The organism is Serratia sp. BNK-10, assembly GCF_047456065.1.
Taxonomy (GTDB): Bacteria; Pseudomonadota; Gammaproteobacteria; order Enterobacterales; family Enterobacteriaceae; genus Serratia; species Serratia ureilytica.
In genome coordinates this window covers 1,743,695-1,756,366 of record NZ_CP179894.1, presented here as the reverse complement: position 1 = coordinate 1,756,366, position 12,672 = coordinate 1,743,695, and the positions used below count along the sequence as shown (strand labels likewise).

General features: G+C 56.6%; 10 protein-coding genes, 2 tRNA genes and 1 other RNA gene. 4 read left to right on the top strand and 9 right to left on the bottom strand.

The features are described from left to right. Positions 1-30: 30 nt before the first annotated feature. From ACMGG9_RS08530 to ACMGG9_RS08505, 6 genes are all read right to left on the bottom strand, one after another. A complete protein-coding gene (locus ACMGG9_RS08530; RefSeq protein ID WP_414162074.1) occupies positions 31-2,064 on the bottom strand; it encodes a S9 family peptidase in 2,034 nt (677 codons plus the stop codon). Positions 2,065-2,132: 68 nt separating this feature from the next. Beyond that, positions 2,133-2,786, bottom strand: coding sequence for a tellurite resistance TerB family protein (locus tag ACMGG9_RS08525; RefSeq protein ID WP_108682279.1), 654 nt, complete (start codon positions 2,784-2,786; stop codon positions 2,133-2,135). 149 nt (positions 2,787-2,935) lie between these two features. Then, a complete protein-coding gene (locus ACMGG9_RS08520; RefSeq protein ID WP_033642710.1) occupies positions 2,936-3,514 on the bottom strand; it encodes a molecular chaperone in 579 nt (192 codons plus the stop codon). A 42-nt stretch (positions 3,515-3,556) separates the two neighbouring features. Then, positions 3,557-4,294 carry a phosphatase gene (locus ACMGG9_RS08515; RefSeq protein WP_033642709.1) on the bottom strand — a complete coding sequence of 246 codons (738 nt, stop codon included), beginning with the start codon at positions 4,292-4,294 and terminating at the stop codon, positions 3,557-3,559. 90 nt (positions 4,295-4,384) lie between these two features. Further along, positions 4,385-5,326: a glyoxylate/hydroxypyruvate reductase GhrA gene (gene ghrA, locus ACMGG9_RS08510; protein WP_046686868.1), complete on the bottom strand. Its 942-nt coding sequence runs from the start codon at positions 5,324-5,326 to the stop codon at positions 4,385-4,387. 127 nt (positions 5,327-5,453) lie between these two features. Then, positions 5,454-6,920: a peptide MFS transporter gene (locus ACMGG9_RS08505; RefSeq protein WP_414162266.1), complete on the bottom strand. Its 1,467-nt coding sequence runs from the start codon at positions 6,918-6,920 to the stop codon at positions 5,454-5,456. 446 nt (positions 6,921-7,366) lie between these two features. On the opposite strand from ACMGG9_RS08505, the gene ACMGG9_RS08500 reads away from it, so the two are divergent. Further along, a tRNA-Ser gene (locus ACMGG9_RS08500) sits at positions 7,367-7,456 on the top strand. Positions 7,457-7,902: 446 nt separating this feature from the next. Here ACMGG9_RS08500 and ACMGG9_RS08495 read toward each other — a convergent pair. Then, entirely contained in the window at positions 7,903-9,030 is a 1,128-nt protein-coding gene (locus tag ACMGG9_RS08495; RefSeq protein WP_414162073.1) for a hypothetical protein, read from the bottom strand. A gap of 1 nt (position 9,031) precedes the next feature. Then, positions 9,032-9,655, bottom strand: a complete 624-nt coding sequence (locus tag ACMGG9_RS08490) for a hypothetical protein (RefSeq protein WP_414162072.1) — start codon at positions 9,653-9,655, stop codon at positions 9,032-9,034. A 695-nt stretch (positions 9,656-10,350) separates the two neighbouring features. Here ACMGG9_RS08490 and ACMGG9_RS08485 point away from each other — a divergent pair. Together ACMGG9_RS08485 and ACMGG9_RS08480 are read left to right on the top strand one after the other, a co-directional pair. After that, positions 10,351-10,440 (top strand) — tRNA-Ser (locus ACMGG9_RS08485). Between the two features lie 46 nt (positions 10,441-10,486). Then, positions 10,487-10,606, top strand: a non-coding RNA gene (locus ACMGG9_RS08480) — RtT sRNA. 219 nt (positions 10,607-10,825) lie between these two features. On the opposite strand, the gene ACMGG9_RS08475 is transcribed toward ACMGG9_RS08480, so the two are convergent. Next, complete coding sequence (locus ACMGG9_RS08475; protein ID WP_033642706.1) at positions 10,826-11,182, bottom strand: helix-turn-helix domain-containing protein; 357 nt, start codon at positions 11,180-11,182, stop codon at positions 10,826-10,828. A 297-nt stretch (positions 11,183-11,479) separates the two neighbouring features. On the opposite strand from ACMGG9_RS08475, the gene sdeA reads away from it, so the two are divergent. Continuing rightward, positions 11,480-12,667 carry a multidrug efflux RND transporter periplasmic adaptor subunit SdeA gene (gene sdeA / locus ACMGG9_RS08470; protein ID WP_047026285.1) on the top strand — a complete coding sequence of 396 codons (1,188 nt, stop codon included), beginning with the start codon at positions 11,480-11,482 and terminating at the stop codon, positions 12,665-12,667. Positions 12,668-12,672: the final 5 nt, after the last annotated feature.

Genomic DNA, 12,672 nt, shown 5'->3' with positions numbered 1-12,672 from the left:
CGGGCGGCGCAGGCCGCCCGCCGCACGCCGTTATTCCGCCAGCGCCAGAATGAAGGCGTACTCCAACGCAATATCCTCATAGGCCTTGAAGCGGCCGGATTTGCCGCCGTGGCCGGCATCCATGTCGGTATACAGCAGCAGCTGCCGATCGTCGGTTTTCAGCTCGCGCAGCTTGGCCACCCACTTGGCCGGCTCCCAATACTGCACCTGCGAATCGTGCAGGCCGGTGGTCACCAGCAGATGCGGGTACTCCTGCGCTTTCACCTGATCGTACGGGCTGTACTGCTTGATGTAGTCGTAATAGGCCTGCTCGTTCGGGTTGCCCCACTCGTCGTATTCGCCGGTGGTCAGCGGAATGGACTCATCCAGCATGGTGGTCACCACGTCGACGAACGGCACCTGCGCCACCACGCCGTGGAACAGCTGCGGCGCCTGGTTGATCACCGCGCCCATCAGCAGGCCGCCCGCGCTGCCGCCCATCGCGAACACTCGCTTGCCGTCGCCGTACCCTTGGGCGACCAGCGTTTCGGTCACGTCGATAAAGTCGTTGAAGGTGTTCTGCTTGTTGAACAACTTGCCGTCTTCATACCACAGTTGCCCCAGCTCGCCGCCGCCGCGAATGTGCGCCAGCGCGAACACGACACCGCGATCCAGCAGGCTCAGGCGGCTGGCGCTGAACGCTGGATCCATGCTGCTGCCGTAAGAGCCGTAGCCATACACCATCAGCGGGTTGGCGCCGCGCTGGAAGCTGTCCTGGCGATACACCAGCGAAACCGGCACCTCGACGCCGTCGCGCGCCTTCACCCACACCCGCTCGCTGCGGTAGTTGTCCGGCGTGAAATTCTTCACTTCCTGCTGTTTGAGCATCGTCCGCTCGCCGCTGTCCATGTTCAGCTCGTACAGCGTGGTCGGGGTGGTCATCGACGAATAGCCGTAGCGCAGCAGCGCGGTCTCCGGATCCGGGTTATACGCCAGCCAGGTGGTGTAGGTCGGATCGTCGAAGGCGATGCGCTTCTCTTCGCCGCTTTGCCAGTGGATCTGGCGCAGCAGCGTCAGGCCGGCATTGCGCTCTTCCACCACCAACCAATCACGGAACAGGCTGAAGCCCTCCAGCATCACGTCGGCGCGCGGGGCGATCAGCGTCTGCCACTGCGCTTCGTCCGCCTGCTCGCTCTGGTACAGGCCGAAGTTCTTGCCGTCCTTGTTGGAGCGGATATAGAAATGCTGGTGATAGTGATCGATGGCGTACTCGTGATCCTTGCGGCGCGGCACGAACAGCTGCGGCTTGGCGTCCGCACGATCGGCATCCAGCAACAGGATCTCCGAGGTGGTGGTGCTGCTCAGGTGGATCAGAATAAAGCGCTCGGAGGTGGTCTTCTCCAGCCCGACGTAGAAGGTATCGTCCTGCTCTTCGTAAATCAGCTCGTCCTGCTGCGGATCGCTGCCGACTACGTGGCGATAAACCTGATACGGCAACAGCGTCTTGGCGTGCTTGCGCACGTAGTACACCGTCGAGGAATCGTTGGCCCACTCGAAGCTGCCGGAGGTATTTTCCAGCACTTCGTCGGCCCAGCTGCCATCGGCCAGGTTCTTGAAACGAATGTCATACTGGCGGCGCGACAGGAAATCCTCCGCCACCCCCAGACGCTGATTGTCGGGGCTGACGTCCAGCCCGCCCAGGGTGTAAAACTCGTGGTTCTCGGCGCGTTGGTTGCCGTCGATAAGCACATCCCACTGCTCGCTCTCGGCCCGCGGCTGGCGCACATAAATCGCGTATTCGTTGCCCGGCTCGTAGCGCGTCTGATAGCGATAGCCGTGGCGCACGTAAGGCACCGAATGTTCCTGCTGCGGGATGCGCGCCACCATCTCTTCGTACAGGGCTTCGCGCAGCGCCTGCTGCGGCTTCAACATCGCATCGGTGTAGGCGTTCTCCGCCTGCAGGTAGTCCAGCACCTGACGGTCTGCGCGCTCATCGTCGCGCAGCCAGTAGTAGTCATCCACGCGCGTATCGCCGTGGATAGTGATGGGATAAGGCCGTTTTTCCGCTTTCGGTGGGGTCATCATTGCTAAATCATCCGCTTACATAGATTGCGGCAAGAGTGACACGATTCCCCCCGGCTTGCCAAGCGGCGCTATGCCAGCTCGCGCTTTTTCTCGTTGACGTCGCTCTCGATGCCCTGCTTGACGTCCGCCGGGATCTTCAGCGCCTGCGCCAGCGCATCAAGATAGCCACGCTCCATAAAGTGATCGACGTCGATCACCAGACAACTCAGGTAATAAACCTCCAGCGCCTCGTCTTCGTTTTGCACGCTGCGGGCGATTAACGCCGGGTTGAGCGGCTGGTCGAGCGCTTCCTGCACCCAGCCCTGCGCCTCTTCCCCCACCTGCAGTTGCGCCAGGCTGTGATCGATGGCGCGCTGCTCGTCGGCATCGATATGGCCGTCGCTTTTGGCGGCGAACACCAGCGCCTGCACCAAACGCTTGGCGCGCAGATCCACCGGCGTGGTTTGCAAACCGAACTGCGGTTCGTCCTGATGGGTCTCTTTCACCCGCTGCTTGTACTTATTCCACAGCACCGCGCCCACCGCCGCGCTGCCGCCGATAATCAGCGCATTCTTGCCGAACTTACCCACCAGCTTGCGCGAAGATTTGTTGGCCAACAGCACGCCGACCAGGCCGCCCAGCGCCGTGGGCGCCAGCAGCTTGCCGATGCCTTCTGCCCCGCCCATCGCGCCGCCCTTCTGCCCGATCAACGTTTGAATCTGCTGCATCCAGTTACTTTTCATCATCTACCCCTTGCGTGAGAAAACGCGGCGCGCAGGCGCGGCCGAACCGACGGTAAACCGCCAGATTAGGGGATCTTTTGTCAATTTACGTCTGGGGGATGCAAACCTGTGTTTAGCGGGCCGGGCGGCCCGCCAGGATGGCTGCGGCGTTACGCGTCTTCGTCGCCCGCTTCGTCGTCCTGCTCGTACTCGGCCAGCTCGTCGCGCATCGCCTGGAGGGCGTCGCGGGTCATCAGCGCCAGCGTGCGGTAGAAACCGGTGGTGGCGTGCGCTTCCACTTTGCCGAGGAAGCGGCCGCACCACGGCAGCAGGAACTCGTCGAACAGCGCGATCTGCGCCTGCGCTTCATCTTCCTGCGACTGATCTTCCAGCCAGGACGCCGCCAGCAGCAGCTGGCCGAAATGGTCGGCCGGCGCCTCAGCCAGCGGCATGCCGCGCTGCTGCAGGAAGGCGCGCACTTCAGCCTCGCTTGCGCCTTCGACATAGTCGGAGCGGAACGGCGGCACGCTGCATTCGCTGCCGACGAACATCGCATTGAAGTCGGTCGCCAGTTGGTTGACGTCGCCGCCCTGCTGCAGGCGCTTGAGCAGGTCATCCTGCTCCAGCGGCCAGTGCTGCTGCAGCTTGCCCTCTTTAATCAGCGCGAACAGCGGCACCAACAGCGGATCCTGCGGCTGGCGGTAGAACAGCGTACCCAGCACGCGGCAGACAATCGAAAACTCATTCATGATAAAGCCTTATTCAATACGGAAAATTTTGCCGGGACGATGTCACAAATCGGCCAATTCCGCAATCGCCGGCTTGCCGCGCCGCTCGAGAAAATCCAGCAGCCGGCGCGGGCTGACGTTGAGAATGCGCTCCTGCGGGAAGCCCACCTCTTCGATAATGCGCTCGCAGTGCTCAAAGTTACCCAGCGAAAAGGCGACGTGCGAATCCGAGCCCAGCGCCAGCCAGCCGCCGGCGTCGCGCACCGCGGCGGCGATCGCCCGACAGTTGGCCTCGCTGCCCTTGCGGGAGTGGGTGAACGACGAGTTATTCAGCTCCAGCGCCACCTCGTATTTGGCCGCCGCCGCCGCGACGGCGGGAATGTCGATCGGATAACGCGGGTTGCCGGGGTGGCTGATGATATGCACGTCCCCCTGCGCCATCGCGGCGATCATCGCTTCAGTATTGGACGCTTTATCCTGCGGCGCAAACACCGGCTCATGGAAACCGGCGATGATCACGTCGGTGGCCGTCAGCATCGGGCCGGTGCAGTCGATATCGCCCTGCAGGTTTTTGATGTTGGCTTCGATACCGCGCAAAATGCCCACACCGTTCACCCGGCGCGGCCAAACGTGCATGTTCATAAAGTGCCAGTAGTGCGGCGCATCGGCCATGTCCGGGCCGTGATCGGTGATGGCGAACAGCTGGATGCCCTTCTGCCGGGCTTCGGCGATGTAATCGTGCAGCGTGCTGTAAGCGTGCGTGCTGGCGACGGTGTGCATATGCAAATCAACGGGATACATTGTTTCTCCTTCCAGAGGGCCTGCCCGCAGCGGTGCGGGCGGGCGCGATGACGGTGTCAGCTTATCAGTTACCGAACGGCGGCTGAAGGATCAGTACCCCCGTTGCCTGTCGACCACGCCGGCAGGGGTATGCCCCGCCTCCAGCGCGCGAATGTTGGCGGCGATCTGATCCATCGCCTGCTGCGGCAACGTGATGGCAGCAATATGCGGGGTAATGGTGACACGCGGATGACGCCAGAACGGGTGATCCTGCGGCAGCGGCTCGCGGGCGAACACGTCCAGCGTGGCGGCGGCCAGTTGCCCCTGTTCCAACGCCGCCAGCAGATCGGCTTCCACCAGGTGCGCGCCGCGCGCGATGTTGATGAGGTAGGCGCCCGCGCTCAACTGTGCGAACAGCTCGCGGTTGAGGATGCCAACGGTCTCCGGCGTATTGGGCAGCAGGTTGATCAGCAGTTTGACGCCGTCGAGGAAGGCCGCGCGCTGAGCCTCCCCGGCGAAGCTTTGCACGCCGTCAATCTGTTTGGCGCTGCGGCTCCAGCAGCGCACGCTAAAGCCAAACTCAGTCAGCTTGCGCGCCACGCTCTGCCCCAGCACGCCGGCGCCGAGGATGCCGATGGTGAAATCATCCAGCGAGTGCGGATCGAGCGGCTGCCATTCCTGCCGCTGCTGCAACGCCTGATACTCGTCGAAACGGCGGAAATAGCGCAGCACATAGCTCAACGCATATTCCTGCATCTGCTGCGCCATGCCGGTATCCTCCAGCCGCAGCAGCGGCACGCCGGCGGGCAGCGTGCCGGGGTGTTTGCGCTCCTGATCGAGAATGGCGTCGACGCCGGCGCCGAGGGCGAACACCGCTTTCAGATCGCGGCGGTTGGCTAACATCTCGTGCGGCGGGCGCCATACCAGCGCGTAATCCGCCGGCCGCTCGTCGCCGCGCTGCCATTCGCGGATCTCGGCCTGCGGCAGACGTTGCTTGATGCCGGTCAGCCATTCCTGGGCGTTAAATAAGGGATGGTAATAGATGATGTTCATACTGCGGGCTCCCGTTTGTTTTTATTGGTTTTCCTTCAGCCTTCCGCGATTCATCGCCGGATGCAAGCGTTAAAGCCCAAAATAAAAACAGCCCCGACCAGTGGGGCTGTTGTGCATGTGCGCAAAATCAGGCGGCAGACGCGCCGTCGCGCCGGATAAGACGCCGCAACAGCGGAATTAAAATCAGCATCGCCACGCCGACGCCCGTCGCCCCCCAACCCAGCATGCTGAAGATTTCGCTGTAGCCGGGATTGGTTTGCAGCGGCGTGCTGCCGCTATTTTCCGGCATCAGGCCGGATACGTAGCCCGCCAACACCGAAGCGACGCCGGTCACCATCATCCAGCAGCCCATCATCACGCCCTGATAGCGCGGCGGCGCCAGCTTGCCGATCATCGCGTAACCGATCGGCGAGATCATCAATTCACCGACGCTTTGCAGCACATAGCTGATGACGATCCATTTAAACGCCACCAGCCCGTCGCCGCCCGCCATGCTGATGCCCAGCGGCAATACCAGCATGCCGAGCCCGATGCAAAACAGCGATCCGGAGAACTGCAGCGGAATGTCGATGTTGCAGCCGCGAGCGCGCAGGCGGTTGAACCACCAGGCCAGCAGCGGGCCGCCCACCACGATCACCAGCGTGTTGATGTTCTGGATCCACTGCGGCGCCACCTGAATGCCGTAAACGTTCAGATTGATGTTGTGCTCGGAGAATAGCATCAGCCCCATCGGCGCCAGCTGATACAGCGCCCAGAACACCAGCGACCCCAGCGCCAGGATCAGATAGGCCGCCATTCTGCGGCGCTCATCGCGCGGATGGTGGCGCAGCGTCACGACGCACAGCATCAGGAAGATCAGCGCGCCGAGCACGATCACGAAATGGCCACTGAACTCGGCATGGGTCAGCATCACGCGGATAATCGGCACCAGCGCCACCAGCACCGCCAACCCGACCAGCATGCGCCAGCGGTATTGGCTGCGGCTGGCGTCGTGGAGCGGCGTATTGAGATCGGCCAGAATGCGCCAGCGACAGACGGCGACGATGATCGCCGCCGCGTTGCCCAGCGTGGCGAACAGGAACAGCGCGCGATAATTTTCCGTCAGTTGGAAATACCCGGCCACAGTAAAGCCAACGAAGAACCCGAGGTTCATGCCGGCGTAATTCCACAGGAACGCCGATTCGCGCCGATCATCGTCCGGTTTGAAACGCTGGGTGAGCATCATATTGATGCAGGTCACGTTGAGACCGCTGCCGGTCAGGAACATCGCCAGCCCCCAGTACAACCCCCACACGCCCGCGACGGCAATCAGCGCGCAGCCGAACACCTGCAGCACCATACCGAGCACGAACAGGTTGCGGTTGCTGAGGAAACGGCCGCCGAGATAGCCGCCGAACATGTGCAGGCCATAGTTGAAGGCGCCGAACACGCCCATCATGGCATTGGCGCTGCTTTCGTTGAAACCCAATCGCTTGGTGGCGTACAGCACCAGCGTGGAATAGAGCACGGCGAAACCCAGCGTGGCGAAGATCTGGATGAAGAACAGCGCCCCCGCGCCGGGGGGAATGGCATGGCGCGCTTGCGGCGCCGGCATGGCATCTGAAGGAGTCAAAACGAACCTCTACTGCATTATTATGTAATGAGTCTGTCCCTGTCTGCGGTATCGCCGGCCTGTCACCCGGCAATCTGCGCGGCGACGTGATGTTCCTTGCCAAAAACGCCGCGCCGACATGATTCCATTTAGCGACACATCTGACTAATAATCCAGTATTAATGCATATAACAGCAAACAACCCAACCTCAATGGCGAGATATTGAGCTATCTGTACAGAAAAAAGTCAAACAATCGGCTTTCACGCATTTTGCTCGCTGCCGCCCTGTCCGCCGGCGGCCGAGAGTCAGGATATCGTTCGGTAAATCAGCAAATTGCTGCAAGTTTGGCTAAACAGTCATGAGAATGAAATAAGAGGGTTGACGCTGAGATCAGATTCTCCTACATTAGCGCCCGTCGACAGCGCAAGGCGTTATCGGCAACAAAACGGTGAGGTGTCTGAGTGGCTGAAGGAGCACGCCTGGAAAGTGTGTATACGCGAAAGTGTATCGAGGGTTCGAACCCCTCTCTCACCGCCAAATTCAAAGAGAAAGCCTGGATTCGCGTCCAGGCTTTTTTTTGCATGGTGCACCGCCGAGAGGGGTGAGAAGCCTCGACAGGGTTCGACAAAACGCCCGCGTTTTGGACCGCCAACGGCGGCCCGTAGGGTGAGCGCAGCGAATCAAGCCCTCTCTCACCGCCAAATTCAAAGAGAAAGCCTGGATTCGCGTCCAGGCTTTTTTTTTGCATGGTGCACCGCCGAGAGGGGTGAGAAGCCTCGACAGGGTTCGACAAAACGCCTGCGTTTTGGACCGCCAACGGCAGCCCGTAGGGTGAGCGCAGCGAATCAAGCCCTCTCTCACCGCCAAATTCAAAGAGAAAGCCTGGATTCGCGTCCAGGCTTTTTTTTTGCATGGTGCACCGCCGAGAGGGGTGAGAAGCCTCGACAGGATAATGATTTCATACTACTGTCATTCATACATTTTCAGATAACTATAGAACGATTTAAATAATCCCTAATCTGCTCCATAGCAGCTGAATCACTCATTGACGAATTCATTTCTTTTGCCACCTCCTTAGTTAACTCATCAACTAAGATAGATAGTTTCAACAATTCATCCCTTTTACTATCCTTATCGAAGATTAACCGGGTTTCATCAGGAACGTACAGCGTTTTAGCATAATTAAAATTACGCCAAAGAAAATCTAACCATCGCTGAGTCTCACTCAGAATTGCTAATTCATAATAAAAACCTTGTTTAAGATTACTAACATCGCAATGATACATCATCGATGCTATATCAAAACTACTGAGATCTATTAATTTATCATCCTCTTCAGCATCTGCTCGGATATTTTTAAGAAGTCGTATCGATTTCCGCAGCCCTCCCAAAGATTCATCACAACGTTCTGTTATCAATTTAATGTGTAAAAAAGGTGTATTGTAAATATGTTCGTTAGTCTTGGTGTTGAGGATAGCTACCCCCCGATCATGTTCCTGACCACTTTCTTGATAATTCTCCGTATCCCACCACACTGATGGAACCACATCCACATCACGACTTAAAGACCCACCTGTGATTTTCACGGATTTGGCGTTGTCACATTCCACATGCGCAGCAGGGAAAGCATCCGACAATGCAATTTCTACTTCTTTTCTAAGTTCTCTAACTACATCCCGCGAATCACGCGTTGCCGGCTCATAACTTTCTGCTTTTAGACCTGTCGGAGCGTAACGCAATATTTGCTGCTCAATTGCTAACAAATCAACATCGCTAACCCCCTTGATATGAATGTTCAATGGAACTGAACCCTGTAGACGAAAAACCGTGCTAAAATTTTTCTCTTCTAGCCTTTTATTTAACTGATTTTCAATCCGCTCACTTGTTTCAATACTGATTCGCGTATAATCCTGATCAACCTCTTGCATCGCACCGATTGAATAACGTGTAGCTGACTTGTTAGAAGCTCTACTTTCCCAAGCCTCTGTTTGAAAAGATTTGAGGTAAAGTCGCTGATTAATTTCCAGCGTTGAGTCCATCGTGGAGATACTACTACTCCCTTTGCGTCGAGATTTTAGACGCTCAATTTTTCTGTTATAATCTGATGGCATTTCATTTTCTCCTTATATTCATTGTTCCAAACGTATTACGCCCACGACCATTAAAGTATTCTCCATTTGCATTGGTTAGGTCGTCATTAAAAGTAAACTCTGCAAATCCCATGTGAGAGTGTATTTCCTTCTCGATAATACGAGGATCATTTCTGTAGTTATATATAAGCCTATATCCTACTCCCTCATCATAGATTATTGATGCTGCGATACTGTCAGAACCAGATTGTCGTGTATCTAACCGAATATGTACTTTATCCCAAGACTGGTGAATTTTCATTTCCCCAAACCAATCAACAACTTCATCCTTTAAGTTACGACCTTCACCACTCACCTCCCATGTACCTGACAAGTCAGGCACATTTAGCTTCTTCGCAATCCATCGTCCCTTCCACAAACTAGAATTAAACCAAGCATAAATGGCAACATATAACCCCCCTGCACTAATTAGAGAGAAAACAGATGGAGGAATTGTAGATTCAATATTAAATAGCTTCAAAAATTCAACCAGCTTGAATAAAGCATAAATAATTAACGCAGAGAAAAGAGAAGCAACAACGCCAATGGTTTTTCCTACCCAACTGCGATTAACCCCGCAAATGACTATATATTCATGACTTTTCATTTTAACCTTCTAGATAAACACCTTTAAAATAATTACCAATGGAACTGTTAGCCATGATAAAGTTAAGATTGAAATAAATTACAAGCTCAAAATTTTTTTTCAAATCACGTTAATTACCACTTACCCTGTCTTAGTTCATAAGCATGTAAAGATACAACAATTTATATTAGAGGTGCTATAACCATGATAGAATTAGTTAAAAATACGCACTTTCAGATCGTTTTATATAATCTGCAATGGATTAATTTTTTTCGAAATCCATTTGTACAGTATCTATCACTGAAAAACGCCATCAAGTAAGTATAATTTCCCGGCCAATAAACTTCGTTAAGTTGATAAAACACGATATCAAGAGCGGCCACATCAAAATTTTATTCCCTCATCATCGCATAGACAATCGCTCTTTGTTTTACTTCTAGAATTCAAAGCATTGGAACGCCACCGGCGGCCCGCAAGGTGAGTGCAATGAATCTAACCATGCTTCTACAGCAGAAGCTCTCTTCCCGTATCTACGAGCCTTACTTCTGATTTTCTCGCCCTTTCATGACTTCTGACGTGTAGTTCGCCGCAGTTTTCAACAAAGTGAACACGGCTTGAGCGGACAAGCAAAAACACAGAAATTATTCTTGACCGGATCGGCCCCACTCCCTATAGTAGCGCCCCGTTGCAGCGATGATTTCGCAACAAAAAAATATGGTGAGGTGTCCGAGTGGCTGAAGGAGCACGCCTGGAAAGTGTGTATACGCGAAAGTGTATCGAGGGTTCGAATCCCTCCCTCACCGCCATATTCTACGAAGAAGCCTGAACTCGCGTTCAGGCTTTTTTGTTTGCATCGCGTACCGACCGGGAGGGTGAGAATCCTCAACAGGGTTCGACAAAACGCTCGCGTTTTGGACCGCCAACGGCGGCCCGCAGGGTGAGCGTAGCGAATCAATCCCTCCCTCACCGCCATATTCTAACGAGAAAGCCTGAGCGAAAGTTCAGGCTTTTTTGTTTGCATCGCGCACCGGCCGGGAGGGTGAGAATCCTCAACAGGGTTCGACAAAACGCTCGCGTTTTGGACCGCCAAGGCGGCCGCAGGGTGAACGCAGCGAATCAATCCCTCCCTTACCGCCATACAAAAAAGCCCGAACGCAAATTCAGGCTTTTTTATTCCCACTGCCAAACCGCTCAGTGGTGCGTGCATCTCACCGCCGTCGGCTGCGCCAGTGCGCGGCGCCAATCCCCCGGCGTTTGGCCGAACTGGCGTTTGAAGCTGCGATTGAACGACTGCTGTGAGTCGAAGCCAAGCGAGATCGCCACGCTGACGATCGGTTCGCCGCTGTTGGCCAGGCGCTCCGCCGACACCTTCAGTTTTTGCATGCGGATATACTCCCCCAACGCATAGCCGGTCTGGCGCTTGAACATGCGCTGCAGATGCCATTTGGAGTAGCCCGCGCGGTCCGCTACGGTGTTGATATCCAGTTTTTCTTCCAGATTGTTGTCGATCCACGTCTTCAAATCGGTAATGAAACCCGTCGTGTTCATGCTGATGCTCCCATCATGTCGGCAGGGTCCCCCTCTGCCCAGTGCGCATACGTTGCAACAGTTTCGCTTTAAATGCAATTTTTATTATTGCATTTACCAGAAAGCCGCCTCTATACTCCACCCAATTAATGTAACCGATATTGATACATTAATGTGACACCAATATGTTTCAAAACCTAACGTTGCGCCATGACAAGGCGCGGCGCCCCTTTCGCCGAACGCCGGCATGAAGGGAAAAGCCCGGAAAACAGGGCTGGGTATGGGGCCAGACAGCGCTTACTTATCGGAATAAAAATAATGCCAAATCAACCAAACTCATCGTTCAACGCCGGCCGCCGCACGCGCGCCTTTGCTCTGGGCCAGCGGCTCTCCGGGGTGGCGCTGCTGGCCGCCCTGCTCGCCGGGTGTGACAACAGCGTCGCGCACAACGCCCCGCCACCGCCGCCGGTGGTCAGCGCCGCCAGCGTGGTGGTCAAACCGATCAGCCAGTGGGATGCGTTCAATGGCCGGGTCGAAGCGGTGCAAAGCGTACAGCTGCGCCCGCGGGTTTCCGGCTACATCGAGCGGGTCAACTACACCGAAGGCGACGAGGTGAAGAAAGGTCAGGTGCTGTTCACCATTGACGATCGCACCTACCGCGCCGCGCGCGAACAGGCGCAGGCGGAGCTGGTGCGGGCGCGCAATCAGGCAGCCCTCGCGCGCAGCGAATCTTCGCGAACCGAGAAACTGATCGGCACTCAGGCCATCTCGCAAGAGGTGTGGGAACAGCGCCGTTCGTCCGCCGCGCAGGCGCAAAGCAACGTGCTGGCGGCGCAGGCCCAGCTCGATATGGCGCAGCTTAATCTCGACTTTACCCGCGTCACCGCTCCGATCGACGGGCGCGCCAGCCGCGCGATGATCACCGCCGGCAACCTGGTCACCGCCGGCGACAGCGCCAGCGTGCTGACGACGCTGGTATCGCTCGATAAGGTTTACGTCTATTTCGACGTGGATGAGGCGACCTTCCTGCGCTATCAGCAGCAGGGCCGACACGACGCGCGCCTGCCGGTGAAGGTGGGCCTGGTGGGCGAGGACGGCACTCCGCATCAGGGGCTGGTGGACTTCACCGACAACCAGTTGAACGCCGGGACCGGCACCATCCGCATGCGCGCCCTGCTCGACAACCGCGATCGCCGCTTCACGCCGGGGCTGTTCGCCCGCGTGCAGATGCCCGGCAGCGCCGAGTTCAACGCCATGCTGATCGACGACAAAGCGGTGATGACCGATCAGAACCGCAAGTTCGTTTACATCGTCGATAAAGACGGCAAGGCGCAGCGCCGCGACATCGACGTGGGCCGGATGGCCGAAGGATTGCGCATTGTGCAAAAAGGCCTGGTGAACGGCGATCGGGTGATCGTCGACGGCATGCAGAAAGTGTTTATGCCGGGCATGCCGGTCGACGCGAAAAGCGTCGCCATGACCACCACCGCCTCCGCCCTTAACTAAGCTCC

Excerpts from the sequence above, each read along its gene's own strand:
- ACMGG9_RS08505 (WP_414162266.1), bottom strand. The coding sequence starts at position 6,920 with ATGCCGGCGCCGCAAGCGCGCCATGCCATTCCCCCCGGCGCGGGGGCG.
- sdeA (WP_047026285.1), top strand. The coding sequence starts at position 11,480 with ATGCCAAATCAACCAAACTCATCGTTCAACGCCGGCCGCCGCACGCGC.
- ACMGG9_RS08515 (WP_033642709.1), bottom strand. The coding sequence starts at position 4,294 with ATGTATCCCGTTGATTTGCATATGCACACCGTCGCCAGCACGCACGCT.
- ACMGG9_RS08495 (WP_414162073.1), bottom strand. The coding sequence starts at position 9,030 with ATGCCATCAGATTATAACAGAAAAATTGAGCGTCTAAAATCTCGACGC.
- ACMGG9_RS08520 (WP_033642710.1), bottom strand. The coding sequence starts at position 3,514 with ATGAATGAGTTTTCGATTGTCTGCCGCGTGCTGGGTACGCTGTTCTAC.
- ACMGG9_RS08525 (WP_108682279.1), bottom strand. The coding sequence starts at position 2,786 with ATGAAAAGTAACTGGATGCAGCAGATTCAAACGTTGATCGGGCAGAAG.
- ACMGG9_RS08490 (WP_414162072.1), bottom strand. The coding sequence starts at position 9,655 with ATGAAAAGTCATGAATATATAGTCATTTGCGGGGTTAATCGCAGTTGG.
- ghrA (WP_046686868.1), bottom strand. The coding sequence starts at position 5,326 with ATGAACATCATCTATTACCATCCCTTATTTAACGCCCAGGAATGGCTG.
- ACMGG9_RS08530 (WP_414162074.1), bottom strand. The coding sequence starts at position 2,064 with ATGATGACCCCACCGAAAGCGGAAAAACGGCCTTATCCCATCACTATC.
- ACMGG9_RS08475 (WP_033642706.1), bottom strand. The coding sequence starts at position 11,182 with ATGAACACGACGGGTTTCATTACCGATTTGAAGACGTGGATCGACAAC.